The sequence below is a fragment of the Dyella sp. 01N36 genome (assembly GCF_056399745.1).
Window position 1 is genome coordinate 1 of record NZ_JBFTRY010000013.1, and the last position, 26,657, is coordinate 26,657.

The window sequence follows — 26,657 nt, forward strand, 5'->3', positions numbered from 1 at the left end:
CCTACACCTACAAGGGTGCGCGCGCCTTGGGTCGCAGATTGAGAGTGATGGGCGGCGATTTTCTTGTGGGAGCGCACCCTGTGCGCGACAAACCTACAGAGCGGTACACCCCGGCGTGGCTGTCGCGCACAGGGTGCGCTCCCACAGACAAGCAGGCACGGCGGTGATTGATGGACGGATGCTGGGGGAGGCGCTGCTTCAAGGCCTCTTGTTCGGTGCCGCAGACACATCCTGCACAAAAAAGGCCGGGGCCCTCTCGCAGAGCCCCGGCAACGACATACGGGAACCCCGAAGGTCTAGAGCCGCATCAAGAGCCGGACAACGCTCGTCGTTGCCCGACCGGGTGGTTCTTTTGTAGGAGCGCACTTGTGCGCGACCAGCCTACGAAGCGGTACATCCCAGCCCTGCTGTCGCGCACAAGTGCGCTCCTACAAGGGTGCGCACGCCTTGGGTCGCGGATTGAGAGTGATGGGCGGCCTTTTCTTTGTGGGAGCGCACCCTGTGCGCGACAAACCTACAGAGCGGTACACCCGGCGTGGCTGTCGCGCACAAGTGCGCTCCTACAAGGGTGCGCACGCCTTGGGTCGCAGATTGAGAGTGATGGGCGGCCATTTTGTGGGAGCGCACCCTGTGCGCGACAAACCTACAGAGCGGTACACCCCGGCGTGGCTGTCGCGCACAGGGTGCGCTCCCACAGACAAGCAGGCGCGGCGGTGGTTGATGGACTGAGGCTGGGGGAGGCTCTGCTTCAAGGCCTCTTGTTCGGTGCCGCACACACATCCCGCACAAAAAAAGGCCGGGGCCCCTTGCGGAGCCCCGGCAACGTGTTGCGGGGAGGTGTTACAGGTTTGCGTGTTGCTTAGAACGTCTGGTTGTACTGCAGGTAGATGTAGCGACCCAGGTCCAGCGTCGGATCGACCGAGCCCGACGAGTTGTAGCCCAGCACATAGGCGTTGACGGTGTTCGGCGGGTGCTTGTCGAAGATGTCACGCATGCCGAACGCGATCGTGCCCTTCCACGGCAGGGTGTAACGGACCTGCGCGTCATTGAACACGGTGGCGCCCATGCGGTTGGCACCGGTGCCGTAGCCCCAGTTCACGCTGGTGTAGTTGGGCATGTTGCAGTGGATGGTGTCGCTGAAGCACTGGTCCAGGAACGCGCCGTAGTAGCGAATACCCCAGGTAGCGCCCCAGTTGCCCAGGTTCCAGTCCAGGCCCAGGTTCGCGCGCCAGTGGTTGTAACCGTACTGGCCGGCGTAGTTGACCACCGGAGCATTGGTGGCGCTGACCTGGTTCCAATCGTCGAGGTAATTCACGTTCATGTTGAACACGAACTTGCCGAACGAGAACGCGGGCAGGCGATAGTTCACGCCCATGTTGTAGCCGGTGGTCTCGATCCAGCCCAGGTTGGCGTTGCCGCGGTTGAGGTTGATCACCTGGCCGTTGGCATCACGCTGGAACGCCGAGCAGAACTCCTGCACCGAGTACTGATAGCACTGGTCCAACACGTAGTTGGCGTCGATCGGCGTGATGACGTTGGTGATCTTGATGTCGTAGTAGTCCAGCGTCATGTCCAGGCCGTCCACATAGTGCGGGCTGTACACGAGGCCGAGCGTGCGGGTGGTGCTGTGTTCCGGCTGCAGGTACTGGTTGCCGGCGCCGGCCACGAACGGCGTGGTGCCCTGCTGATTCGGGCCCTTCACCGCATTGCCTGCCGTATCCAACTGGTGGAAGTTGGTCGGCGACAGACCGGCGGCCGCACAGTTCTTGGCCACGGACGGGTTGCTGAGGCTGCCGAAGTTGACGTCGCAGGGATCGGTGTACTGATCGAAGGTCTGCGAACCGCCGCCGAACAAGTCGCCCAGCGTCGGCGCACGGAAGCCCTTGGCGAACGTGCCGCGCACCATCAGGTCATCGAACGGCGACCAGGTGAAGCTGTACTTGTTGTTGGTGGTGCTGCCGAAGTTGCTGTAGTGCGAATAGCGGCTGGCGACGTCCACGGCCAGCGACTTGGCGCCCGGGAGATCCTTCAACAGCGGCGCATTGAGCTCGAGGTAGGCTTCGTTGGTGGTGTACGAACCATTGGTCGGACCGGCGGCAAGGTCGGTGGTGTAACCGGCGCTGGCCATTTCATCGGGCTGGTCGTAACCGCTGACGCCGCGATGTTCGATACCGGCTGCAATGCTGAAGGTGCCGGCCGGCAGCTCGAACAAACCGCCCGTGATGTTGGCGGTGAAGTCCTTGTTGATGCTCTGATCCGTGGCGTGCTCGCGCGCCATGATGTAGTTCAGCACTTGCTTGTTCGACGCGCTCGGGCCGCCGAGGATGTTGAACGGCGTGCACTGGTTGAGCGCGATCGGGTTGGCGGCGGTACCGCACTGCACGACGCCGCTGGCGTTGAGGAACGACGGGCCCAGCGCCTGCTGCAGGTTGAGCAGGTTGATGTTGCCGGTGTTGGTGGTGTCGACGTCGTACTTGTTGTAGCCAAAGCCAGCGTCCCAGTTCCAGGCATGGCTGAGGAAGTCGAAGCTGCCTTCAAAGCCGGCATCGAAATGCAGCGACTTGGCGCTTTCGCTGCTCACGCGCGGCAGCTCGGTGATGCGGCGCGCGTACGACAGGTCGTTGCCCGGCAGCGGGTTGTAATAGCTCTCGCCGCTCAGGTACACCGGGAAGTTCGGCTGGCTGGTGCTGGTGAGCGGATAACCGGCGACCTGAGTCGACGAATTGCGCTCGGCGTACATGCCGGTGGCCTTGAACGTCACGTTGTCCGAAAGGTTGTAGCTGCCTTCGGTGAAGATGKACTTCAGCTCGGTCGGCAGCTGCTCCATCATCTGGTTGGTGGCGTTGAAGTAATCGTTGTCCTGCACGCCATCATGGTAGTTGTTTATGTTGCGCGAGTCGGCGCCCACGCCGATGTGGTTCGGATCACCCGTGTGGTTCAGCACATAGGTGTCGCCGTCGTTGGGGTTGGTGAAGCGACCCCACGGGCCCGTACCGCTGTAACCGGCCGTGCGGTCGAAATCACCATAGGTGTACTTGGTGAAGTCGCGATCCTTCGCCCAGATGGCGCTGGTCTTGTTGTACGTCGCRGCAAACACGATCGACGACTTGTCCGTGGTGGTGCCCACGGTGAACGAGTAGGCCTGCTGCGTGCCGTCGTTGTTGCCGCCTTCGTTCTGGCCGACCGAACCGCTCACGGCAGCGCCGTTGAAGCGATCCTTGAGAATGATGTTGACCACGCCGGCGATAGCGTCGGAGCCGTAGATCGAAGAGGCACCATCCTTGAGGATTTCGATGCGTTCGATCAGTGCCACCGGAATGGTGGACACGTCGGTGTAGCCATTGAGGCTGGTCATCCAGCGCTTGCCGTTCACCAGCACCAGCGTGCGGTTCTCGCCGAGGTTGTACAGGTTGACGTACTGGCCGCCTTCCTCGGTGTTGCTGGTCAGCACGGCGGCCTTGGAGAAGGTCGGCTGGCCGGTGATGGTGAGGTTCTGCAGGATGTCGCCGACGCTGGTCAGGCCGGTCTTCTGGATGTCGGCCTGCGTCATGGTGATGACGGGCTGTGCGGTTTCCACGTCCACGCTGCGAATGCGCGAACCGGTGACGGTGATGGTTTCGAGCTTCTTGGCCGAATCCGGCGTGGCGTTGCTGCTGCCGGTGTCCTGAGCGAATACGCTGCCTGCGGCGGCCAGGGCACCCACGGCCAGGCCCAGCCGGATAGCGGTTGCCAGTTTGCTGTTTCCAAAATGCTTCACGTTTTGACTCCCCTAACGACGTGATCAAAGAAGGTGGCAAGCCAGGCGTCGTCCTGGCTTTGCTTAGGCGTGCAGGTCCCCGCGGCACTGTCCTGAAGACAGTTCCGTCAGCCTCTGAACCGAGCTCAAAACCGCAGGTCCCCCCTGCCGCCCTTCATCGAACTTAGACAACTGGATCACAAAAAGTCAACGATTTTTGTCAGCCATGTGTAAGTTTCAGAAAAAACAAATGCTTAGACAGCCGTCACAGCCACGCTTAGCTGAACAAGAACGATCAAATGCGCCTTTCCGGGCATTTGCTGTCTACTAACTTACAATAACGAACGCCAGCGTATGGCGTGGCGACAGGCAGGAGGGGGTGATGACTAACGCCAACCTTTCGCTCAATGAATTTTCTCTAACTCATTTGCTTATTTTTTAGACAGTCTCAGAGTCAATGGGTACGCAGCTTCACCGAGCTCTTTTGAGCCAAGTGCCGATCCGTGAGAGGGCGGAAAGCGCACCCGTGCACGCCCGCCCCTAGACCCTGCCRAAGAGCCCGATCGCCAGGCGTCCAGTCACCCGCCGTGCCGCAAGGGGCCGCTAGATCATCGCCACGACGAAGTCGAGCCAACGCTTGGCGCTGGCGGTGCGATGCGCGGGTGGTGCTAAGTTGCGCCATCTTCCATTCGCTCACCGGAGCACTTCATGTCTCGCGCCCCTTCCGCCGCGTCTGCGGCTGCTATGCGTCGCAGGTTTTCGCGGCTCGCTCTGGCCGTGGCCTGCGCGCTGGGCGCGAGTGTGGCGGTGGCGGAGCAGACGCGTACCGACGATGTGCCCGCCCCGCAGGACAGCGAGTATCCAGGCACGGTGACGCTGCATGTGGACGCGAGCGACACGACGCAGGGCATCTTCCGCGTGCACGAAAGCTTGCCGGTGAAAGCAGGCGCACTGACGCTGCTCTACCCGCAGTGGATCCCGGGCGACCACTCGCCGACCGGCCCGATCAACATGCTCGCCGGCCTCAAGCTCAGCGCCAACGGCAAGCCGATCATGTGGAAGCGCGACAAGTACAACGTCTACGCCTTCCATCTGGACGTGCCCGAGGGTGTGTCGTCGCTCGATGTGGATTTCCAGTACCTGTCCGGCCGCACCGACAGCGAAGGTTTCGAGATCACCGACCGCATGATGGACATGGAGTGGAGCAAGGTCTCGCTCTATCCGGCCGGCTACTACACGCGCGGCATCACGTATGCGCCCAGCGTGACGCTGCCGCACGACTGGCAGCTGGGCACGGCGCTGGAAACCGCATCGAAGTCCGGCGACACCGTCACTTTCAAGCCGGTGACCTTCAACAACCTGGTTGATTCGCCGATCTACGCGGGACGCTACTTCAAGCGCGTTGACCTGACCCAGGCCGGCGACGCGCCGGTGTATCTGGATGTGTTTGCCGATGCGCCGAAATACCTGGAGATGTCAAAGGAACAAGTACAGGTGCACCGCGCGCTGGTCACCCAGGCGCTGAAGCTGTTCGGTTCGCATCACTACGATCACTACGATTTCCTGTTCTCGCTGTCGGACACGCTGGGCGGCAATGGCACCGAGCATCACCAGTCCAGCGAAGACGGCCTCGGCGCCGACTACTTCACCGCCTGGAAGGATGCCGCGCCCGATCGCGACCTGCTCGCGCACGAATACGTGCATTCGTGGAACGGCAAGTTCCGCCGCCCCGACGATTTGTGGACGCCGAACTTCAACGTGCCCATGGGCGATTCGCTGCTGTGGGTGTACGAGGGCCAGACCCAATACTGGGGCTACGTGCTGACCGCGCGTTCGGGCATATGGTCGGCGCAGCAATTCCGCGACGCACTGGCCATGACGGCCGCCAACTACGAACGCAACCGCGTCGGCTTCCAGTGGCGTACGCTGGAAGACACCACCAACGACCCCACTGCCGCGCGTCGCTCCGGCCTGCCGTTCCGCAGCTGGCAGATGAGCGAGGAGTACTACAGCGGCGGCCAGATGATGTGGCTGGAAGTGGACGCCAAGCTGCGCGCACTCACCCAGGACCACAAATCGCTGGACGACTTCGCCCGCGCGTTCTTCGGCGTCGACAACGGTAGCTACGTCACCAAGACCTATACCTTCGACGACGTGGTCGCCGCACTCAATGGCGTGGCGCCGTACGACTGGGCGACCTTCCTGCGCGCCCACGTGGACACACTCAATCCGCCGCTCCAGGACGGCCTGGCGGCCACCGGCTGGAAGCTCGTCTATACGGACAAGGAGAGCGACTACGAGGCGCAATACAACAGCCGCTCGCAACCCTTGCGCCACCTCTACAACTTCGCCTGGTCGATCGGCCTGACCATCAACGACAAAGGCGAAGTCAACGATGTGCGCTGGAACGGCCCCGCCTTCAAGGCCGGCATCAGCACCGGCGCCACCGTCGTTGCGGTGAACGGGCAGGACTATTCGAAAGACTTGCTGAAAGACGCCATCACCGCGGCCAAGGGCAGCAAGACGCCGATCCAGCTGCTGCTGAAATATCAGGGCGGTTACCGCACCGTCGCGCTTGATTACCACGACGGCCTGCAGTACCCGCATCTCGTACGCATCGAAGGCAAGCCCGATTACCTCAGCGAAATCATTGCGCCGCGCAAGTAAGCATCGACGGGGCGTCTGGATGGCCAGACGCTCCATGCTCGCATCGACACCCAGGTCGGAGGTACTTCTTGGCCCGCATCAATCTGCCCTGCGAGCGCGGACGCTCGATCGAACTGGACACGGCGCGCACGGTGCTGGCCTGCATCGACTTCCAGGCTGATTTCGTCTTGCCTGAGGGCCGCGCGGGGGCCTTGGGATTGCCTGTCGAGGCACTGTTGGCGGCGATACCGGCTGCACAGCGCGCACTGTCGGCGGCACGCGAAGCCGGCATGCTCGTGTTCTTTACCCGTGAGTGTTACGCGCCTGACCTGTCCGACCTCAATCTGTTTCGCCGCCAGAACGACCTGGTCATCGGTTCGCCTGGGCCCTTGGGCCGCTTCCTGGTGAAGGGTGAGAAAGGGACGGAGATCATTGCAGACCTGCGCCCGGCCGATCGAGAGCCCGTGATCGACAAGGCGGGCTTCAGCGCCTTTCACCAGACAACGCTCGATACCGTACTGCGCGTACGCGGCATCGATACGCTGCTGCTCATGGGCTATACAACCCAATGCTGCGTCGCCTCGACGCTGCGCCAGGCCGTCGACCTGGGCTATGCCTGTGTTCTTCTGCAGGACGCCTGTGCGGCCTATGACCCTGCCGATCACGAAGCCACCGTGCGCGTCATGTACAGCGAGGGCGACAACTTTGGTTGGGTAACTGATACACAGCGCCTGGCCACGGCGTTGCACTCGTCCAGGCATTGAGCCGGGCGTATCTGCTCGCCCGCCTCTCTGTATCCGTGCCACCGCATGGTTGTCGCATACGATACCTGGAGGTTCTCTCCAAAGGACTGACATCGAACAACGCTGGCGGCTATCGCTAGCTCTTGAAGACGATCATCTTCTCGGCCGTCATCTCGTGCATGGTGTAGGGAATGCCGCCGATGCCATGCCCCGATACATGGCGGCCCGCGAATGGCATCCAGTCGACGCGAAAGGCCGTGTGGTCGTTGATCATCACGGCTGATGCATCCAGTCGTTCGGCAGCTTCGAAGGCGGATGCCAGCTCCCGCGTGAAAATGCTCGATTGGAAAGCCACGGGAAGCGAGTTCGCGGCTGTAATGGCCTCGTCCAGCGTGCGAAACGGATAGACGCAGGTAAGCGGGCCGAAGACTTCCAGCGTGGACACCTTGGCGTCTTTGGGCGGATCAACCAGGATGGATGGCTTCAACGTCGTTTCGCTGATACGGCCACCTCCAATCAAACGACTGCCGGCCGCCACCGCTTCGTCGATCCAGCTCTGCACGCGATCGGATTCTGCCGGCAAGATGAGCGGCCCCACTTCTGTTTGCGGCAACACCGGATCACCGACGTTCAAAGACGCCACCCGGCGAGCGAACCGATCGAGAAATTCCTGCTGAATGTCCTCATGGACGTAGATGCGCTGGACGGATACGCAAACCTGGCCAGCATGGTAGTAACCGCCCTTGGCAATGGGCTCGATGATCTTGTCGAGGTCCGCGCTCCTGTCGACGATCACAGGGGCCGCGCCACCGTGCTCAAGCGCACAGCGGGCGCCGGGAGCGAGCTTCGAGCGAAGATACCAGCCGACGCGCGCGGACCCGATGAAGCTGAGAAATGCCACTCGGGAATCGGTTGCAAGCGCTTCGGCGAGCTCGCGTTCCTCGGGCAGGAAGGTTTGCACCCAACCCTCCGGCATGCCGGCCTCGTGCACCAGCTTGACCAGATCCAGACAGCTGAGGGGCGTGGTCGTCGCAGGCTTGACGATAACGGGGCAGCCCGTCGCGATCGCCGGCGCCACCTGGTGAACAATCAGATTCAGCGGATGGTTGAAGGCTGAAATGGCAGCGACTACCCCGATGGGTTCTTCAATCGTCCACGCCCGGCGATGGTCACTGGACTTGGTGATGCCCATGGGAATCTCGCGACCCGCACTGGTTCGGAGGATCTCTGCGGCATTTCGAACGCCATCGATGGCCCGATCAGTCTCCACCAGCGCGTCCGCGTAAGGCTTGCCGCCCTCACGCGCGATCTGTTTGCCAAAGTACTCGCGCCTGCCCTCCATGAGCGCTGCGAGCTTTCGCAGAATCTCGATACGTTCATACGGTTTGAGCCAGCTGGACCGGTCCTTGAACAACCGGTACGCCGTGGCAAGCTTCGCCTCCAGAGCCTCGGCGTCATCGCTCGGCAGCTCAGTCATCAGTTGGCGATCAAACGCCTGCACGACCTTGATCATTTCATCCTCCTCTTGGCAGTTTGGTATGGCGGGCGATTGGCAATGACTTCGCCGGCACGGAGCTGCGCAACGTTACTCGTGCCTCGGCGAAGGCGAGGTGAGAAGTGATGGGAGAGCTGCTGGATTGCGCGCGGTCATGCCATCCCCGTGAGTAGCTGCAGCGCGGCCTGCATGCGCGCATGGGGCGCTGGTCCTTACCCAGTACTCTTGGCGGAGGGCTTTGACATCCGCTTAACAGCGCTGCAGCGGTCAAACGGGCTTGACACTCCGACGGCTTGAACCCGCGATCTCGGAATGGGAGAGTCACTGCGTCCGCTTCTGGCCCGGCCACATGGCGAAAGACAGACATCTGCCCTATGCCGCGCCTCGCCAGGCCCGGATCGGGAGGCATCGTTAGCTTCATCGTGCTTGATCACCAACAGGGGAAGTTATGGCTAGCAGCACACAGGACTTGGAACGGTTTGTGCGGAGTTCGCTCATGCGCGGATGCTCGCGGCAGAGCATCGACAAGGCACTCATGGAGGCTGGCTGGACGCCAGAACAGGTGCGCGGAGCGCTCTCGAATTTCGCCGACGTTTCATTTGCAGTGCCGGTGCCCCGGCCCCGTCCCTACTTATCGGCAAGGGACGCGTTTATCTATCTCGTCTTGTTTACCACGCTCTATCTGAGCGTCTATCACTTCGGGAGTTTGCTGTTTGAATTAATCAACCGCAGCTTTCCGGACGCAGCCTCTCCATACAATAACGGTGTAGCACGAAGCATCCGCTGGTCCGTGGCCTCGATCATCATCGCCTTCCCGGTTTTCCTCTGGCTCACGGCACGGATTCGCAGCGAGGTGAGCCGGCAGCCGGTGAAGCGCCAATCGGCGGTTCGCCGGTGGTTGACCTATCTGACGCTCTTCGCCGCGGCCGTGGTACTCATCTGCGACCTGATCACATTGGTCGACGGCGTGCTCGGCGGAGAAATTACGGTTCGATTCACGCTGAAGGTCGTCGTTGCCGCCGTGATTGCGTGCACGGTCTTTGGCTACTACCTGTGGGATTTGCGCGCTGATGAGCGCGTCGCATGATGCCGCGCCTGGGAGTGCGGTTGCTCGCGATAGTGGCTTCCCTGGGCATGGCCGCAGCCATTGTCGCGGGCCTGGGTGTGCTCGGTTCACCCATGCACCAACGGGCGTTGCAACTTGATTCGCGCAGGGTGTCTGACCTGAGTCTTATTTCCATGCAAGTCAGCGCGTACTGGGCCCAGCACAAGTCCCTGCCACCCGATCTCGCTTCGCTCAAGCTTGCCCCGCCGATGACCAGCGACCCGGTCAGCGGTGCGACGTTCGAGTACGCAACAACTGGCAAGGAGACCTACCGGTTATGCGCCAAATTCGACGCTGCATCCGAGTCTGAGGGGCGGTCGCTCGGAACCTATGTGCTTCGCTGGAACCACCTCGCTGGCAGGTACTGTTTCGACTTGGGCACAAAGTACGGAGGCGAGGTGGGCGAGCCAATGCAATGAGACGCCATCGCCCGGGACAGTGCAGATTCGTGGCTGACAAGGGCCGCCTGACAGGGTCAGGTTGCAGCGCCCGGATTTCCGTCATGGCCTCTGGTATACGGAAAGCAGGCGCACCCAGCGCGTCCTGAAACGATCGACAACCAGGCCGGCGTGTGTCCAGATTTGCAGCAGTTGTCGGCGCAACGCAGGCGGCGGAGTCAACGTATAGCCGAGTTTCCCCGCATCGTTGGCCAGGATCGCGCTCAATCGCTCGCGCTCGCGCCTGGTCAGCGAATTGAACTCGACATCCCCCGGCCGGCGATCCAGTTTTCCGGCGACCTTGTTGCTGTCAAAAGAGCTGTTGCTCGGGGTGGGAATGCCGTTCGCGGTTGGCTGGGTCATGATGGGCAGCGGCTGGATCCCCAGGAACGAGGCCATCCGTTCAACGCCGCTTGCGGTGTCCTCGAGCAGGTCCTCATAGCGAACCAGCAGGTACGAGTCCGATGCAGGTTGAGCGGAGCGAGTGGCCGCCTCGCGGTACGACAAGCGCATTTGCCGCAGGACCAGCGTCTCTTCGCTCGAAGGGAGGCCCGAATCTCGCAGGGCCTTACAGCTCGACGCATAGACCGCGAAAGGATGGCGGACGACGTGGAGCATTCTCGCCTCGGGAAATTCCGCCATCAGACGCGCCAGGAAACGCTCGTTGGTAGGCGTTTTTTCAACCCACCGCTGCAAGGGTGAGTCAGCGTCAAGCCCGGTCGTGCAATGCGCGTACGCAAGCGCGATCGCGACCAGCGGCCATGAGGTTGTGCGAGGCCCGAGCCGCGTTTTGACCAAGGGCCACCAAGCCCGCAAGGCGCGACCGAATTCAACATAAGGTGAGCCTTCTGCCGACGAGCGGCCCAGCAGCCAGTACGGCTGCTGGTTGATGGGATTGGCGAGTCTGCGCAACCACTCGCAGCCGAGGAATGGCAGCCAGCTATCGGGCTCCAGCCGCTTCAGATGCCACGCGAAATTCGTGAGCATGGTGCCTTCGGCGGGAAGCACCGAGAGGGCTGGGTGGTGGTCGAGCAAATCGCGTACCAGCGTGGTGCCGCTTCGGCGCGAGCCAAGAACGAACACAGGCCGACGCGCGATGGCGAGCCCCCGCTCGATCTCGCCCGTAGTGAGTATCCGGGGGCCGGCCGACTCGCTGACGGACCACACGGCTTGGGACCAGGCCATGGCCGCCTGGCGCACGGCACCTAGATTGGTGACGCGCGGCCTTTGCAGCCGCTGATCGAGCTGCGCCTCGAGATCGACAATATTCAAGAACTCGCGATTCATTTCACCCGCTCTGTGCGATGCGTACAGTCGAAACTTCGAAAGCGCTCTTTTGCGCCGAAGCCTTGCCGCAAGAGGACGCACGAATCAGCACAGCGCGTACCATGGTCGTATCCCGTTCGGGCGAATCGAGAACGCCGACCCCATAGTGCTGCGACGGCACGTGCGCCCGGTGCCGATACCCTGGCGGCGGCGTTCCACGTCCAATGATGATGGTGAGTGCGCCCGGGCGTCCCTTTGGTTGCCTTAGGTGCCAAAGCCGCCGCAACACCGGCTGCAGCCAGGCAGAAGGCCTCCAGCCTCGGTGAGCGCGGCCCGCAGCGCTTCCATGCTTGAGTGCTTCCAGATGCTTTCAAGGCCGGCGTCTCGCACATTGGCGATCGGAAACCGATAGCACCGCCCGTGTACAGGCACCGACTCGCCATCAGCATCGATCATCAGGATGCGAAAGGCGTCGTGGCAACGGCGGCCAATGAATTACCGAGGCCGTGGCGGGGATTTGTCACATAGCCGACACACCGCTGATCAATCGATGACAGCGCGCGTGGGTGGCGGCGACGAATGACACGATTGAGGCGTGCGTCGATCCAGCCGCAATGCCGGCCGCATAAACAGCACAGTTCGCCCTGCGGGCCGGGCAGTACCTCCGGCGGCGCGCACTCCGAGGTACCTGTCGGCCCATTGCCCTCGCTACACCAGACGCTGGATCGAGATAGCATTTCAGCAAAGAGAGGCGAAATGGCCAGCGCAATTTTTGACCAACTTTTGAGTCCGTCCACCATGCTGGATGGCGAAAAAGCCCTTCTTGCCATGGGAGGAGAGGCAGTCCCGTTACTGCGTGATCTTCTGGACGGAACTGCCAGGAATGAGTTTGGCGTTCCTTACCGAAACCTTGGCTTGCCTCTTCGCTGTGCACTGGACGTGGCCCTTCGACTAGGCCCTCGGGCTCGGGCATTGGAGCCTCTTCTGGCGCTGGAACTTCGTGCTGGTAGCGCGACGGCGGCCAGGGCTCTGGCAGCCATGGGAGATGCCGGTACCGAGACGATTGAGGCTCTGGCCATCTGTCTGGATCCCCCCGCGCCTTCTGACTTCGATCTACCCATCGAGGCCGGCGTCGCTCTAATACGACTGGGCGCAACTGAGCACGCTCTCGTACTGCGCATGGTAGAAACGTCCCGGCGAGCGAGCTCTAGTTGGTCGCTCGCTCGTCAATGGGGCGCGAGATGGGAATCCGTATCTTCTGGTTAGGGTCTGCTGTCGATCCATGGCAGGCATTCCAAAGTGTCACTCCAGGTGAAATACCGGAGAAGAAAAGGGATCAGAGTGCTTTCATCGGGTGGCTGGAAGAAATGAGGGCACATGCGTGCCCCTGGCGGCCTTTACTGTTAGGACAAAACGGAGGGGAAGTTGAAAAGTCTGCTCGCGTGTATATGTGCCGTCGTTCTAGCCGCTTGTACGGCTCAGACAAGAACAAACGATCCTGCAAATTCCCCGCCATCGATCCAGCAGGCGGCGGTGCGCACCTACTCGCAGGACGAGCTGGTGTCCTTGGCATCAACGTCCACGGATAGCCCAGTCAAGAGCTGTGTGGACGTGGCGCTTCGCTACAACGAAGGCCTTATGGCCCTGCGCCTGGCCAAAACCCCGCCGGACAAGGTGCACGAATACATGATGCATGGGGCCGAGGGCGCACATCTGAAGGAACAGAAGGAGCGCGAATTTTCCCTGTGGGCATCGCACGCCGAACTGGGCTCGATTGACCAGAGTCACTTCGACTACTGCTTGTCCATCCAGCACGCCGCGACGCAATCGCAGGCGCTTGAGCGCACCTGTTTCAGCATGATGGGCCCGGCGGCATTGGCCCACCTTCACAGGAAGGCAGGCATTGCCACGACGGCAACCCTTCCGCGAGAGGTCGAGGCCTATGGCAGGCAACTCGACAAAGCGTACCTCGCCGGCATCGTGGACCAGGTTTATGCCTTCACCAGCGAGGACGACCAGTACAGGTTTCAGCAGGGCCTGTTTGCTGGCTGCCTTAAGCAGGTAGGTCGTGGTTCGTCGGGAAGCGGGGCCGCAGGCTCGTAGTTCCAGAGGCTTTGAGAAAGGGGCGCAGGTGGTTGAGCCAGGCCAACCACCTCCATCCGCGTTGCTCCGCTCTCTGCTTGTTACGTGAATGCTCGCATCAGGTGCTGCACACGCCGCTGGCAGGACGCAAAAATTGCAAACAAGGAGCTGCCATGAAGCTGTTTGGATACGAAGAAGGGAGTCACGATCACCGGGCACCGTTGAGGCTTTCAGAGGCGAGCATATTGGCTAGCCCGGCCGAACTGAGAGCTATTGCCAGAGTGCTCGCCGATCTGGCGGTCGAGATGGAGGCTGATGACTTTGACCATGTGCACTTGACCGATAGGCTTCCAAGCCTAGGCGATGGCCCCGAGCTGATCGTGGCTAAGGTCAGGTGAATATGTCCGCTTGCGACCCCAAGCGGACGCCCAAAGAACATTGGCCCGGTGTCTTGTGCCCACCAGGCCAATGAGTTGACTCAGAACGAATAGGCCACCGTTGCTCCAACGCCCCAGTCCGGACTCCCATCGGTGAAGCCCTTGGTCACATATGCTTGAGCTTTCCAGCCACTGGCGAACTTGTACGCGTAGTAGCCCGTGAGTTCGTTGCGCGAGAAACTCGTATCCGAGGCCTTTTCGCGATAGTCGTAGTACGCGCCAAAACTGCTATGGGTGTCGAGCTTGTAGCTCATGCCCGCGTTGGCACCGAACACATCGTTGAGCTGGATGTACTGCGAACTGCCCAACCACGTGTAGCTCACACCGCCGAACACCGTCCAGGCACCGAAGCCCTTGTACATGTCGGCACTGAAGGTGTAGTCGTTCTTGCCGGTGCCCAGGCCCTTGTTTGCGTCGGCCGTGCCGAACTTGATCTTGCCAGTGAGATCGATGCCGAACTGCGACTCACGATTGCTATACGCCTCATAGGTCGCCGCTGCGGTGATGTCGCCCAGCCCGGATGCGGAACCAGTTGTCTCAGGGATTGGCGTGGTGCCTCCCTGCGAATTGCCCTTGCCGTGGCCGCGACCCTTCGGGTTGGTGTTCTTCACCGGACCCACGCCGGGAATGACGTTGTCGGCACCCGACACGTGGATGTACGGCACTGCGACCTTGAAGGACCAGCGATCGATGTCGTAGCCGAAGGTCACCGGCACCTGCGTGATGTCGGTGGTCTCCGACGTACCGTATTTGCCCGTGGTGTAGTCGATGCCTGCACCCACCTTGATGGTGGAGCTGTCGTCAGCGTGCGCCGCCTGCGCCATCAGGCCCAGTACGCCAAGGGCGCAAAGGGTGCCGGTGTTCTTGAGATTCATGCGTTTTTCCTAGGGCGTAGCAAAAGAAGTGCGGGAGGCCTGTCAAGGCCTCCGCACGTATCGGAGTCAAGTTGGTGTGATCAGCGACCGCCGCGTTCGGGCTTGTCGGGGCGCTCGGGCTTCTCGGGCTTCTCGGGCTTGTCCGGATGATCCGGCTTGTCGGGGCGATCGGCCTTGTCGGGGCGGTCGACCTTGGCGACCTTGTCGGCGTGGCTAGCCTTGTCGATCTTTTCGCCGTGCGCGATATCCGCGCTATCGGGCACCGGCCCGTGCGCCTTGGTGGCGCTCATGATGTCGCCCAGCTTGAAGCCGAGCGTCTTGGAGATATTTCCCCAGCCCTGGCCTTCGGCGCGCAGCGCCAGCACGCCAGTGAGCTGCACGGGGCCCTTGGGGCCGGCAACCGTGCCACCGTTCAATGCCGCTTCGATCTGCGCTGCCGTGGGCTGCGTGATGCCGGAGGCGGAGAGTTCGGCCTGAGCCAGCGAGAGCGCGATGTTCACGTTGCCATAGCCCAGATGGCCAGTGCTCGGCGTAAAGCTTGTTTGCACGGCCGGGGTGGTCGCCGTCGCAGGCGTCACCAGCACGATCGTGGAGCCGCTACGCAAACCGTTGACCAGTGCCTGCGCATTGCCGTTGGAGCCGGCGAAGGTTGTATAGGTACCGGCGAGTTTGACGCTTTCCTGTCCGCTGGTCGGCGCGGGTTGAGTGGCCGGTGCAGTATCGGCCATGGCCCATGTACTGCCCATGGATACGCCAATTGCAATGCTCAACGCGGTAAGTACATGCACACGATTTTTCATGGACTGCCCCTTGAAGGTGATGATTCGTTTCCCTTCGAGGCGCCCTTCGGGCACCAGATGAACTCCGCATCTGCCATGCGGTGGTGCAGCAAGAATCAGCTCACCGGACGGCCTCGGCGGCAGATACTGGCGGAGTGATCAACGCAAGAAAAGGGCCCGGATCCGCAAGTTCAGCAAAGAAGAGGAAACGCTTCAGCTGGGAGTCAAACAGCCCTTTACTTCGTGCGCCAAGTCGCATAAAACAAGGGTTTTCTTGCATCAGGCTGTATTTGTTCGACTCGCCAGATGAACAAGAAAATTCGCTGCCCGCTTAATGGTGAAGTTCATCGCATGCGCCATCGCTCGCATTTTTATGCGATGTTGTCGTTGTGTCGTACCAGCGAAAGCTCGGGACATTCACCGAATACTTCCACGCCACCGATGGAGCTCACATGAAGCGCCTACTCTCGTTCGCGATTACCGCCGTTTTGCTTGTCGGTAACAGCATGGTCTTCGCCTCGCCACAGGATCACGGCCACGGCAAGGGCAACGATGATCACTGGGACGACGGCGATCATGGTCATGGCCACAACCCCAAGGACGAAGGGCGCCACGACAACGGCAAGCACAATGGCTGGTACAAGAAAGGGGCTCGACTGCCGGACCACTACTACAGCCGCGAGTACTACGTGACCGACTATGAGCGGTATCACCTGCGTCGCCCGGATCCGGGTTATCGTTGGGTACGCGCCGATGGCGGCCAGTTCTATTTGACGCTGATCTCAAGTGGTGTCGTGATTGATATCGCCGCGGGGTTCTGAGCTATCAATGCGACACTCGCGGGTGTCGAACAAAGTTGTGGCGAGCAGCCAGGCCATACGGAAGAAGAAAAGGTCCCTGGTGGGACCTTTTCTCGTCAACGCCTATGGCATCGGAAACGCCAGTCAAGGTTTGATTACTTCGTAGGGACCGCTTTCGATCCGAAGCGGACATCGCGCTGCTGAACAGTCTGGAGAGTAGGTCATATGAGAAAAAGGTTCTGGTTGTCGCTCTCTTTTTGCCTGCCAGGGCTAATTTTGGCGGCAACCGGTACCAATGAGGCAGTCAGGACTTCGACCCACAAATTCGCCCCTGTCACGTTCTCCCTTGGTTGTGGCCAAGCCACTCGGAACGAAGATAAGCGTGATTTGACGCGCTCCAGTCTTGCCGTGGGCTACTTTCAGCAGACCGAGTGCGTCGACGCAGCTAGGCAGTTATCAGCTGCCAAACTAGTAGCGGTGGCTATTACTGAGAACGAGAAACTTGGTCTCTTTGAGGTCGTCCTCAAACTTGATCCGGCTAGTGCACTGAGCCTTTCCAAGCTCACCGCACACGGTAATCCGCAACAATTGGTTCTCTCGGTTAAAGGTCAAGCCGTCGTAGCGGGCTTCAACGAGGCCCCTTTTCATGGCGACAAATTCTCAATTACGGCTGACACAATTGACGATGCACGCCGGACTGCGGATTTATTCGACGAGTAGGGGGGCTCTAGGTCCGCTTTCGACCCATAGCGGACACTTACAAACGGTCTGAGATCCCAACCCTTTGTGCAGGTGACTAGTGTGAATGCCAGTGATGAATATCGCGAGAAGTCGCGGAGCGCCGCTAAGTCCGCCCTGGCGCGTGGTCACAAAGATATAAAGAACCTGCGTGAGATTCTGATCTGGACAACTTCGCGCACTACAGTCGATCTCGTTGAGAGTTACTTCGCCAAACACTTAGGTGACAGAGAGCTTGTTGAATCGCTGGTTTCGATCGCGCTGGAAGGCGAAGACGCAGGTGACGCTCCTTGGGCCGCAGCAAACACGCTTATGGTGTTCCCCGACGCAATCCTTCTACCGCACAGAGCTGCGATGATTGAGTTGAGTCACCACAACTGGGACTACCTCAGTGGCCCGGCAAAGGAAATTCTGGCTAGGCTGGACGAGCAGTAGTCTTGGCGTCCGCTTCCGACCCAAAGCAGACGCCAAAAGCTGGTGAAAACAGAGTCTGGTTTTGCAGGTCGCTAGCCGATTGCATGATGGTTTTGTGAAGGCAGTGCCGGCGGAAGGCGGGTGCTATAGTTTTTCAGCGCCGGTAGCTGCCGGCTTGGTTTCACTGGCGCACTCCCATGTGTGGAAGCCCCCGGGCTGTGATTCTTCCTAGTGCGATGCTTCCACTGTCCTTAGCGGCTCAGGAAGAGGTATCGCTATGAAGACTTCGACACTTGCATTGGTGGCATCCACGGCGCTTGCGATGGCTATGCCGGCTTTTTCGGATGACGGTCCATCGGGCCAGGACGGTACTTTGTCCTACAGCGGGAATTTTCTTGTCTGGAAAGATGCAGGCCATCGCATCGTCTTGACGACGGATGCATTCCAGCGGGTTTTCGTGAGCCAGGTTCGGCCTGACGGTTGGATGGGATTGCACAGCACCGACCAGATAGAGCGGATCGATGGGCAGCCGGTGCGCTGGGTGGGACAACTCGTCGGGCAGATGAAGAGTCACGCGCCGAGTCCTGTCGTGCTTACCGTTAACCACCACGACATCGACATGCGCATTTACCAGCGACGAGACCTTCAGTTTGCGCGGGTCGATTACGCGAAGTTCATCCCGAAAAGCTGATCGTCTTGTGACACAGGGTTGAAAGTCGGCGTCGCGCTTCGGGTTGGACCTGCCTGTTTCCTGGCGCTGCTTTTCCTGATGGATTCTTTCGCATTGATCACTCCCTGGCGCGCATGACCATCTTGGGCATGCGCGCCTGGCGAACAAACGCGCGAAATTCGTGGTCCGTGCGTACCTATGAATTTAGATGATCTTGCTTCGGCTTCGGGCCATGGTGTGCAGGCAAAAACGGACGCTTTTCGCATCAGTCAGGCTGAGGATGGAAGCTGGTGAAGATTTGGCAGGGTCAGCCATGAACGCAGAAGAGATAGCCGAGGTCCAGGCTCGGTATAGCCATCTGGTCAACTATGTTGATCAAGACCCATGCGTTCCGATAGATCCGATGTCTTACATCGACTCGAATGGTCTACCGCTTCGCACTACGCCTATGCTGGCGGGCGTGAGGACACGGTGGATTTTTTGCTCTCGAATGGGGCAGACACTTTTATCCGAGATAGCTTTGGCCGACTTCCTGACGAGTGTCGTCGGGGCGAATAAGTCTTGGACGGGCAATCGTCTGCTTGCGACCGAAGCGGACGACGTCCGGAGCCTGCCTTGAGGGGCTGTCCGCTTGACGTTGTAAATTACCTGACCTAAGTTAGGTATATGGATGATGCCATCAAGCGTGTTCGTCGTTTCAACCGGGCCGTGACGGCAGCAGTCGGCGCGCTGGACGAGTCCTTTCTTGGACGCGGTCGGCCGCTGGGGTCTGCTCGCGTCATCAATGCCATTGGGCACGGGCGAACCGACGTCGCGGTGCTCAGGGAGTACCTGGGTGTCGAAACCAGTTTGATGAGCCGCTTGTTGCGCGGCCTTGAAGATGAAGGCCTGGTCGAAACGGTGGTGAGTACGCAGGACGCGCGCCGCCGCGTCGTGCATCTGACCAAGACTGGGCGATCGGAATTTCGGGCGTACGAAAAGCTTTCCAACACCCAGGCCGACGCGATGCTCGCCGGCCACGCGCGGCCAGACGAACTGTTGGCAGCCATGGATCTCGTGGCCTGCGTACTTGGGCGCGACCGCGTCATCATTGAAGAGGCGGACCCTAAAGGGGAGGCAGCCACCTACTGCCTCGGCGCCTACTATGCGGAAATCAGCAGTCGCTTCGAGCATGGTTTCGACGTATCGCGTTCGCGGGATCCGGTCGCCGCGCAGATGACGCGGCCTCGCGGCGCGTTCCTGGTCGCCTGCTCTGACGATCTTCCTGTTGGCTGCGTGGGGTTGAAGGGAGGCGGGCCCGGCGTGGCGGAGATCAAGCGGCTCTGGGTGGCGCCTTCTGCGCGTGGCATCGGACTTTCGAAGCGCCTGATGGCCCAGGCTGAGCGAATTGCGCGGGAGCTGTCCATCAAAACGCTCCGCCTGGATACCAATCGCGCATTGCCTGAGGCAAAACAGCTCTATCTCAAGACGGGATGGAAAGAGATCGATCGCTTCAACGACGATCCCTATGCCGATAGCTTCTTTGAGAAGCAACTGTGATGTCAGCGCACGGCCGGCTGTCGCGGGAGGCTGTTCAAGCGAAACGAACGGCGTCGAGTCGCTTGGCGCAGTAACGCGGTATCGATCGAGCTTCTGCTGTCGGTCCGAAGCAGCCCTCCAGGTTTGCGCCATGCCCGAACAGTGTCTGGTCGTGTGCTCTCTACAGCCGCGCGCCTGGACAAGGCGAGCCGCCGGCCTGTATCGCGTGGAATTCGATGGAGAGGCCAAGGTCTTCCTGCGTGGGGGCCAGGAAGGAATCGCCGGACAGGCCGCGATAAGTCGCCAGCTTGTGCTCGTAGCCGCGCTCGACCCAGCGCTGCGCACGTTCGAGATCACTCACCCCCAAGCTCACGCCCAGGATGCGTGGGCCGCCGCTCGCCATGGTCTGCTGGGCCAGCCCAGCGCCGTCGGGTTGCAGTGCCAGCAGCGCGGTCGGGCCGACGGGCACGCAGAATCCCTTGGCGCCGAGTGCGGCCAGCTTTACCGGCACTGCGTTGCCGTAACCCATTTTCTCAAGCTGCCGGCGATCGGCATCGGCGTCGCCCGATACCAGCCATATCGACGAAAGCTCGCGCGCGCCGTTGGGGTGTTCGCGCGTCACGCGGTAGTCGTCGGCATTGGCGGGGTCGAACTGATCGGGTGCGTAGCCAGCCGCGTAGTCGATGAAAAAGGTGTTGCTCGACAGCGGTGCGCGGTCGAAGGCGAACAGACGCCAGCCTGGCTTGGCGCTATCGGGCCCGGAAAAAAATGGCGTGACGGCGTAATGCAGCGACTGCAGTGACTGGTGGATCGTATCGAGCGACGAAGAGCGAAAGCCGAACGTGCGTGAACCGGGGCCGCCTTTCAATGCTTGCTGATCCTCTTTCATGCCCGGATCGAACGTGGGATTGGGCCGTGTGATGCCGAGCAATTCGATAAAGCTGCTATCCGAAAAGCGGATATAGCGATTGGCCACGCCATCAGGGTCGCGCCCTGGCCGGACTTGAAAGCCCAGCTTGACCGCCATGACCGACGTGACCTGGTCGATCCCGCGGCCCCACAGCAGGATATGGTCGAGTCGCGTGGTGGGAGCCACCGGTGCGGCTGCGGCCGTGGCGGGCTGGGCGGCGGCGAAACACACAAGACATGCTGAAAGAAAGGGGATCAGGCGCATGCGTATCCTCACATGAACGTGGATGGTGCTCTCGTGCAGGCCGCAGAAGTGATGACGCCTGCGGCTGCGATGAATCGAACAGCGGCCATGGGCGGGTCGGTGCGCTCGCCACCTGGCCAGGGGACTCTCGGCGCTCTTTTATGCGTGTTCCGAACGGCGCCTACAAGGACAATTTCCGGACAAAAACGGCCATCTCGGATCGGGCGCAACGCCTTGCATCGCAAGCGTCGTGGTAGCCCGCGGCGATCACCCGCCGGCGCTGCGGCGTAGCGACAGTGGTGACATGCCGAACGCGCGCACGAAAGCGCGACGCATGCGGCTCGCGTCTCCGAAGCCCGTGGATGCCGCGATGTGGTCCAGGGTGAGGTGGCTGGTCTCGACCGCGATGCGGGCGGCTTCCAGGCGCAGGCCTTCCACGACTTTTGCCGGCGTCGCGCCGATTTCTGCCGAGAAGGCGCGGGCAAAATGGCGGGGACTCATCGCGGCGCGCTCGGCCAGGCGCTCGACCGTCATCGGTTCGGCAATGCGTGTGCGCATCCAGTTGATCAGGTCGCCGAAGCGTCCGGTCTTGCCACCTTGGTCCACCAGCACGGAGTACTGCGACTGCCCGCCGTGTCGTCGCTGGTGCACCACGAGCTGCTGCGCCGTGCGCCGCGCAATGCCAGGGCCGAAGTCGTCTTCGACCAGCGCCAGCGCCAGGTCGATGCCAGCGGAAATGCCTGCCGAGGTCCACACGTTGCCGTCCCGGACGAACATCCGGTCGGCATCGAGCCGTACCTGCGGATAGAGCAATCGGAAACGCTCGGCGACGGCCCAGTGCGTGGTCGCGCGCCGGCCATCGAGCAAGCCGGCCTGCGCGAGAAAGAACGCGCCGGAGCAGACACCCGCCGCTCGCCGCCACGCATCGTCGCCGAGCCAGTTGACGATGTCGCCCTGGTTCTCTTCGATCTGCGCGAGATTGCCGCCCGATACGATCACGGTGTCGAACGGCTTGCGTTCAATCGGCGAGGCCGCCAGGCTCACCCCCGACGAACTGCGCACGACGCCGCCTCCGGGGGCCAGGACGGTAATCGCATAACTGTCCGGCCGAAACCGATCGGCCATCTCGAATACCGCGACCGGGCCGGCCGCATCCAGCAGCTGAAATCCCGGAAAAACAATGATGGCGATGTCGCGTCGCATGGTGGCAGTCGCATGACTCGGTCCAGTGTCGAGAAAGTGGCGTAACTGCAAGGCGTGCGTCAAGGCCATGATCACGAGCAGCGAAGCGAGCGGGCCAATTTCGCTGAAGACGAAGTAACGGGATCGCTTTCACTTGCTGGGCCAGGTCCGACGGAGGATGCTGGCGGGGTGCGGGGCCAGCGCAGTGTGATGCGTGGACGGTCCGCGCTTCTTATCCAGGCACAAGAGGCGGAGACGGCATGAACATGGTGCGCAACCTGGGCCTGGTCGTTTTTTTCGTGTGGTTGATCATCGATGCCTTCGCGGTCTTTCGCCTGAAGACGGGCACGGCGGAGAATCGGGATCACCGGTCATTGAAGTTGCTGATGATGGGTGGTCCGGTGGTCTTCGCCATCTGCATCGCCTTGTCCTACGGGGCGGTGGGAAGCTTGAACTCAGTGGCCCTGCAATGGGCAGGACTGGTCGTTCTGCTGATCGGCATCGCCGTGCGTTCACTCGCCATCGCCCAGTTGGGCCGGTTCCACACACCGAACGTGGCGATTCGCGGCGATCATCAACTCAAGGAAGAAGGCCTGTACGCCTATGTGCGCCACCCAAGCTATCTGGGCGCCATGATTGGATTCTTCGGCTTTGCCCTGACCTTGAGCAACTGGCTTGGCGTGATCGTGATGGTGAGCCTCACTACGTGCCTCTATCTCTATCGCATCAAGGAAGAGGAAGCGGCGCTGGCCGAGGCGTTTGGCGACGCATTTCATCAGTACGCGGTACGCACCAAACGCCTTGTTCCCTGGGTCTACTGACCGACGCCGTGGAGGCCATGAAGCCGTGGCCTCAGGGCGGGTGAAGCGATTGTGTCGCCGCCGTCCCTTATGGCGCCATCGGGGGGATTTCATCGAATGAGCCGACGGGCACTTCGGAAGAGGCAAGGCCTTCCAGTGCGCTGTCCAGCTCGTGATATTCCCCGGCGAAACGCTTCTTGAAGGTCTCAAACGCAGCGGCGGTCTGCCAGCGGTCCATGGTGAGGTATCGGCCCGCATGTTCGCGGCTGCGGAGCAGTCTTACTTCAAGAAAGCCAGGGGCTCGCGCAAACAGCTGAGCCCACGGACCGTCGGGGCCATAGGCTGTTTCAAAAGCCGTCCGTTGATCCTCGGGTACCAGGAACTCCCAAACGGTGGCGTAGCTCATGCTCTATCCCTCCGGTTTGGGCGCGGCTTGAACTGCTCCGTCGGCTTGCGCTTTACGGAAATCAGACCACGCCAACGGCCAATGTGAAGCTCTGGAGAAAGTGGAAATCGGGGCGGCGCAACGCATAGTCGGGATGGTTGGGGTCGCACAGGCGCATCACTTCTTCATGATCGCTGCTCGACAAATACGCTTGCAGCCGCGAGCCCCAGGTGCCGCGAAAAATGGCATTCAGCAGGTAGTTCTCGTCCTCCAGCCGCAAGGGGGCGAGGCGTTCGATCATGAAGGTGCGCACATGCACGTCCCGCAATCCGGCCTGGCGCAGCAGGCCGGCGATGGCGCGGATGGAGGTGAGGTCGCGCTCGTCCAGCTGGTATCGGTCACGGTAGTACTGCCGAACGGCCTCGTTGACCAGGCGCTCCAGGCGGGAATCCCAGGCGAAGTACATGTCGGGCAAGAGCGAGCTCTGACCAAGCGCAACGCGCCCGCCAGGGCGAACCAGAGCCATCAGGGCTTGCAGGCCCGCAACCGGCGAGCGGAGATGGTTGATCACGTTCACTGACCAGACCAGGTCAACACTGGCCGCCACCATCGGTAGCGCCAGAATGTTTCCTTGCAGCAGCAGTGAGCCGCTCTTGGCGGCCGTGCTGTGCGCCGCCCTGACGTGTGGTGTCGCCAGGTCCATGCCGATCGCGGCGCCGTCAGGGCCGACGTCGTCCGCCAGCCATGCCAGTGCCTCGCCCGTGCCACAGCCTGCATCGAGTATGCGCATGCCGGGCTTCAGCGCCAGACTCGCGATGGCCTGGCGTATTTCCGGTGCGGCGAAGGCGTTGAACAGCCGGAGTTTGTCCGCGTAGTCGCGCGACGCCGTATCGCCAAGCAGTCCCAACGTGGTTGTCGGACGAGTCATGGGATCACGCATGCCTGAGTGGGAGCTGCGGTGGCCGAAGGCCTGTATGGCCTCGACCGTGAGCCATGCCAAGCCTAGTGGGCGTTCAGGGATCACGCCAGCGGCAAAGCTCGTGAAGAAAAACTGCCGCTCGGGGGACGGGCAGGGGAGGTCATGGGTCATATGTCCATCGACACGGGTCGCTGACCGCCCCGGTCGATATGCTGCCAGCCGCCATGCCATGCCGAGCCGTCCAGAGGCTGCCTGGATCATGGCTCGCGGCATCCATCATTGAGACACACATCATGATGCAGCTCACTCGACGTCAGTTTCTCGCAGCTGCTGCCGCGTTCGGCGCGGCGGCCATCTGGTGCAGGCCGATGTTTGCGAAGTCGAGTGTGGCGTGGCGCCCATGCACAGAGCGATACCCCGAAGGCGTCGCCTCCGGCGATCCCACGGCCGAGAGCGTGATGCTCTGGACGCGTTATCCCTCCGCCGATGCCCGCAAGCGCTGGACACTTCAGGTCGAAGTGGCCGAAGACGCTGCCTTTGAGCGCGTCGTCGCCAGTGGCAAGGCGCGGGTATCGATCGCGTCCGATTGGACTTGCCGCGTGCTGATCGGCGGACTGAAGCCCGCGCGCGAATACTGGTATCGCTTCACGGACAGCGAGGGCCATGGCAGCCGCATCGGCCGCACGCTGACCGCACCCGAAGAATCGGACGAGCGCCCCGTACGCTTCGCCTTCGTTTCATGCCAGAACGCGAATGTGGGCGCACAGAATGCATACCGGCGGATGATTTATGAAGACGAGCGTGCCGCTCCGGAGGATCGTCTCGGGTTCGTACTTCACCTTGGCGATTTCATTTACGAACTCGTGTGGTATCCGGAAGACCGGCCGCAAGGCATGTACGACCGGCGCATCCGGGATGTCGTTCGCTACGCGCACGGCGAAAAAATAGACGACTTCCATGTGCCGACCACGGTGGACGACTATCGCGCGGTCTACCGTGCCTACCTGCGCGACCCGGATGTGCAGGACGCCCGGGCACGCTTTCCCTTTGTGTCGATCTGGGACAACCACGAGTTCAGCTGGCAAGGCTGGCAGAGTCTGCAGAAATTCGATGGCAAGACACGGCCCGCGCAGACACGCAAAGTTGCCGCCAACCAGGCGTGGTTCGAGTTCCATCCCGCTCGCGTCAAGACACCGGGTGAATCGCTCGAATGGTTCACTGCGCCCAGTGTCGTGGATGCACCCATCGAACACTACGATGATGCAGGGCTGGGTCTGGAAGCGAACAATCTGGTCGCACTGGCCAGCCTCACCGGCTACCGTGCGCTGCGCTGGGGCAAGCATGTGGATCTGGTCATTACCGATCAGCGTAGCTATCGCTCCGAAGAGCCCGTTGGCCGACCGGAGGCCAAGGTTTTCTCAAGCAAGGACTTCCCTCAGTTCATTCCGCAGGAAGTGCAGGAGATCCTCGACGCCGGGCGCACCTACAACCACGGAAACCCGCCTCCATCGATTCGCTACGATGGCCACGACGTGGACAACTTCTGGCGCGACAAGCCCGCCCAGACCATCCTGGGTGCCAGGCAGAAAACCTGGTTTCTCCAGCAATTGAAGATGTCGGACGCGACCTGGAAGATCTGGGGCAATACCACCGCCACGCTTGATATGCGCGCTGACCCGCAGAACTTGCCTGCCGGATTGACCAGGCCGTGGCCGGGCGCCGGGTATGCAGGATTCGGCGGTGGCGACCATGGCAGCGCCTATGTCGAGCGCGCCGAGATCTACGATTTTGTCGCGCGCGAAGGCATTACCGGATTTGCGACCGTCGCCGGCGACCGCCACAGTTTCTGGGCCGGGCTGGCTGCGAAGTCGTTGCCGCCTCAAGCCTTCGAACCGGTGGGTGTGGCCTTCGTGGTCGGTTCGATCTCCGCGCCTGGCATGGTGGAGGCGATGGAGCACAGTTTCCCCAAAGATCATCCGCTGCGCCCCTTGTTCCTTGCCAACAGGCCGGGCGTGGACAAGCCGGCGCCGACCATCAACATGCTGCTTCGCCACGGCGTTCGGTCCTGTCTGGAGTACGCCAAGAGCGGCGACCTGGCAAAAGCGCGTGCCATGACGAATACCGACAACGCGCCCCATCTGGCTTTCGTCGATATGGGTGGGCACGGCTATGCCGTCGTGCGGGCGTCAGGCCATGCGCTGGAGACGCAGTTCGTCTGCCTGCCGCGACCCCTTGAGCGCAGTGATCGCGAAGACGGCGGCCCGCTGGTCTATCGCGTGCAGCATCGCGTATCGCTGTGGGAAAAGGGTCAGTCGCCGCGTCTTGAGCAACGGATGCTGGAGGGCGATGCGCCATTCTCGGTTTGAGAGAGGAGGCATCGTGGCGCAAGCCGCCGTACTTCCAGCATCGACGATAAGTAAAAATACGCGCCAAAAAACCGTACGTTTGCTGTCGAAATGACCGGCCGGGACAGTGCA

The 26,657-nt window shown here is 61.4% G+C and carries 23 protein-coding genes; 13 read left to right on the plus strand and 10 right to left on the minus strand.

Annotated features, from left to right (window positions below):
• Window positions 1–859: 859 nt before the first annotated feature.
• A complete protein-coding gene (locus AC1DMG_RS05050) occupies window positions 860–3,757 on the minus strand; it encodes a TonB-dependent receptor plug domain-containing protein (protein ID WP_477180219.1) in 2,898 nt (965 codons plus the stop codon).
• Between the two features lie 723 nt (window positions 3,758–4,480).
• Here AC1DMG_RS05050 and AC1DMG_RS05055 point away from each other — a divergent pair.
• On the plus strand, window positions 4,481–6,403 hold the full coding sequence (locus AC1DMG_RS05055; RefSeq protein WP_477180220.1) for a M61 family metallopeptidase: 1,923 nt from the start codon (window positions 4,481–4,483) through the stop codon (window positions 6,401–6,403).
• 68 nt (window positions 6,404–6,471) lie between these two features.
• Window positions 6,472–7,146 carry a cysteine hydrolase family protein gene (locus AC1DMG_RS05060; RefSeq protein WP_441602120.1) on the plus strand — a complete coding sequence of 225 codons (675 nt, stop codon included), beginning with the start codon at window positions 6,472–6,474 and terminating at the stop codon, window positions 7,144–7,146.
• A gap of 115 nt (window positions 7,147–7,261) precedes the next feature.
• Here the strand turns inward: AC1DMG_RS05060 and AC1DMG_RS05065 are convergent, their stop codons facing one another.
• Complete coding sequence (locus AC1DMG_RS05065) at window positions 7,262–8,638, minus strand: aldehyde dehydrogenase family protein (RefSeq protein WP_441611339.1); 1,377 nt, start codon at window positions 8,636–8,638, stop codon at window positions 7,262–7,264.
• A gap of 478 nt (window positions 8,639–9,116) precedes the next feature.
• On the opposite strand from AC1DMG_RS05065, the gene AC1DMG_RS05070 reads away from it, so the two are divergent.
• Both AC1DMG_RS05070 and AC1DMG_RS05075 read left to right on the plus strand, forming a co-directional pair.
• On the plus strand, window positions 9,117–9,707 hold the full coding sequence (locus tag AC1DMG_RS05070) for a DUF5671 domain-containing protein (RefSeq protein ID WP_441602122.1): 591 nt from the start codon (window positions 9,117–9,119) through the stop codon (window positions 9,705–9,707).
• On the plus strand, window positions 9,704–10,144 hold the full coding sequence (locus tag AC1DMG_RS05075) for a hypothetical protein (protein WP_441602123.1): 441 nt from the start codon (window positions 9,704–9,706) through the stop codon (window positions 10,142–10,144). The genes AC1DMG_RS05070 and AC1DMG_RS05075 overlap by 4 nt, the downstream gene beginning before the upstream one ends.
• An 81-nt stretch (window positions 10,145–10,225) precedes the next feature.
• Here AC1DMG_RS05075 and AC1DMG_RS05080 read toward each other — a convergent pair whose 3' ends face one another.
• Together AC1DMG_RS05080 and AC1DMG_RS05085 are read right to left on the minus strand one after the other, a co-directional pair.
• Entirely contained in the window at window positions 10,226–11,449 is a 1,224-nt protein-coding gene (locus AC1DMG_RS05080) for a sulfotransferase family protein (protein WP_441602124.1), read from the minus strand.
• 243 nt (window positions 11,450–11,692) lie between these two features.
• On the minus strand, window positions 11,693–11,920 hold the full coding sequence (locus AC1DMG_RS05085) for an SPASM domain-containing protein (protein ID WP_477180228.1): 228 nt from the start codon (window positions 11,918–11,920) through the stop codon (window positions 11,693–11,695).
• A 933-nt stretch (window positions 11,921–12,853) separates the two neighbouring features.
• Here AC1DMG_RS05085 and AC1DMG_RS05090 point away from each other — a divergent pair.
• Together AC1DMG_RS05090 and AC1DMG_RS05095 are read left to right on the plus strand one after the other, a co-directional pair.
• Complete coding sequence (locus AC1DMG_RS05090) at window positions 12,854–13,531, plus strand: hypothetical protein (protein WP_441602127.1); 678 nt, start codon at window positions 12,854–12,856, stop codon at window positions 13,529–13,531.
• Between the two features lie 152 nt (window positions 13,532–13,683).
• Window positions 13,684–13,908 carry an Imm32 family immunity protein gene (locus AC1DMG_RS05095; protein ID WP_441602128.1) on the plus strand — a complete coding sequence of 75 codons (225 nt, stop codon included), beginning with the start codon at window positions 13,684–13,686 and terminating at the stop codon, window positions 13,906–13,908.
• A gap of 80 nt (window positions 13,909–13,988) precedes the next feature.
• On the opposite strand, the gene AC1DMG_RS05100 is transcribed toward AC1DMG_RS05095, so the two are convergent.
• Window positions 13,989–14,822 (minus strand): transporter, encoded by an 834-nt coding sequence (locus AC1DMG_RS05100; protein WP_441602129.1) that lies wholly within the window; start codon window positions 14,820–14,822, stop codon window positions 13,989–13,991.
• A gap of 80 nt (window positions 14,823–14,902) precedes the next feature.
• Complete coding sequence (locus tag AC1DMG_RS05105) at window positions 14,903–15,622, minus strand: hypothetical protein (protein ID WP_441602130.1); 720 nt, start codon at window positions 15,620–15,622, stop codon at window positions 14,903–14,905.
• Window positions 15,623–16,053: 431 nt separating this feature from the next.
• Between AC1DMG_RS05105 and AC1DMG_RS05110 the strand changes: the two genes are divergently transcribed.
• The 5 genes from AC1DMG_RS05110 (at window position 16,054) to AC1DMG_RS05130 (ending at window position 19,762) form a co-directional block, all read left to right on the plus strand.
• Window positions 16,054–16,422, plus strand: coding sequence for an RcnB family protein (locus tag AC1DMG_RS05110; RefSeq protein ID WP_441602131.1), 369 nt, complete (start codon window positions 16,054–16,056; stop codon window positions 16,420–16,422).
• Between the two features lie 204 nt (window positions 16,423–16,626).
• Complete coding sequence (locus tag AC1DMG_RS05115) at window positions 16,627–17,121, plus strand: hypothetical protein (RefSeq protein WP_441602132.1); 495 nt, start codon at window positions 16,627–16,629, stop codon at window positions 17,119–17,121.
• Between the two features lie 81 nt (window positions 17,122–17,202).
• Window positions 17,203–17,574, plus strand: a complete 372-nt coding sequence (locus AC1DMG_RS05120; RefSeq protein ID WP_441605285.1) for a hypothetical protein — start codon at window positions 17,203–17,205, stop codon at window positions 17,572–17,574.
• A gap of 256 nt (window positions 17,575–17,830) precedes the next feature.
• On the plus strand, window positions 17,831–18,244 hold the full coding sequence (locus tag AC1DMG_RS05125; protein ID WP_441605286.1) for a PDZ domain-containing protein: 414 nt from the start codon (window positions 17,831–17,833) through the stop codon (window positions 18,242–18,244).
• Between the two features lie 645 nt (window positions 18,245–18,889).
• A complete protein-coding gene (locus tag AC1DMG_RS05130) occupies window positions 18,890–19,762 on the plus strand; it encodes a GNAT family N-acetyltransferase (protein WP_441605287.1) in 873 nt (290 codons plus the stop codon).
• 160 nt (window positions 19,763–19,922) lie between these two features.
• Here the strand turns inward: AC1DMG_RS05130 and AC1DMG_RS05135 are convergent, their stop codons facing one another.
• Together AC1DMG_RS05135 and AC1DMG_RS05140 are read right to left on the minus strand one after the other, a co-directional pair.
• The gene (locus AC1DMG_RS05135) at window positions 19,923–20,915 is read right to left on the minus strand and encodes a VOC family protein (RefSeq protein ID WP_441605288.1); all 993 of its coding nucleotides are present in this window, start codon (window positions 20,913–20,915) and stop codon (window positions 19,923–19,925) included.
• A 246-nt stretch (window positions 20,916–21,161) separates the two neighbouring features.
• Complete coding sequence (locus AC1DMG_RS05140) at window positions 21,162–22,097, minus strand: GlxA family transcriptional regulator (RefSeq protein WP_441611319.1); 936 nt, start codon at window positions 22,095–22,097, stop codon at window positions 21,162–21,164.
• A 239-nt stretch (window positions 22,098–22,336) separates the two neighbouring features.
• Between AC1DMG_RS05140 and AC1DMG_RS05145 the strand changes: the two genes are divergently transcribed.
• Window positions 22,337–22,897, plus strand: a complete 561-nt coding sequence (locus AC1DMG_RS05145) for a methyltransferase family protein (protein ID WP_441605290.1) — start codon at window positions 22,337–22,339, stop codon at window positions 22,895–22,897.
• 67 nt (window positions 22,898–22,964) lie between these two features.
• Here the strand turns inward: AC1DMG_RS05145 and AC1DMG_RS05150 are convergent, their stop codons facing one another.
• Both AC1DMG_RS05150 and AC1DMG_RS05155 read right to left on the minus strand, forming a co-directional pair.
• Complete coding sequence (locus AC1DMG_RS05150) at window positions 22,965–23,282, minus strand: antibiotic biosynthesis monooxygenase family protein (RefSeq protein WP_441605291.1); 318 nt, start codon at window positions 23,280–23,282, stop codon at window positions 22,965–22,967.
• Between the two features lie 61 nt (window positions 23,283–23,343).
• Entirely contained in the window at window positions 23,344–24,441 is a 1,098-nt protein-coding gene (locus AC1DMG_RS05155) for a methyltransferase domain-containing protein (RefSeq protein ID WP_441605292.1), read from the minus strand.
• Between the two features lie 32 nt (window positions 24,442–24,473).
• On the opposite strand from AC1DMG_RS05155, the gene AC1DMG_RS05160 reads away from it, so the two are divergent.
• Window positions 24,474–26,546: an alkaline phosphatase D family protein gene (locus AC1DMG_RS05160; RefSeq protein ID WP_441605293.1), complete on the plus strand. Its 2,073-nt coding sequence runs from the start codon at window positions 24,474–24,476 to the stop codon at window positions 26,544–26,546.
• Window positions 26,547–26,657 lie beyond the last annotated feature (111 nt).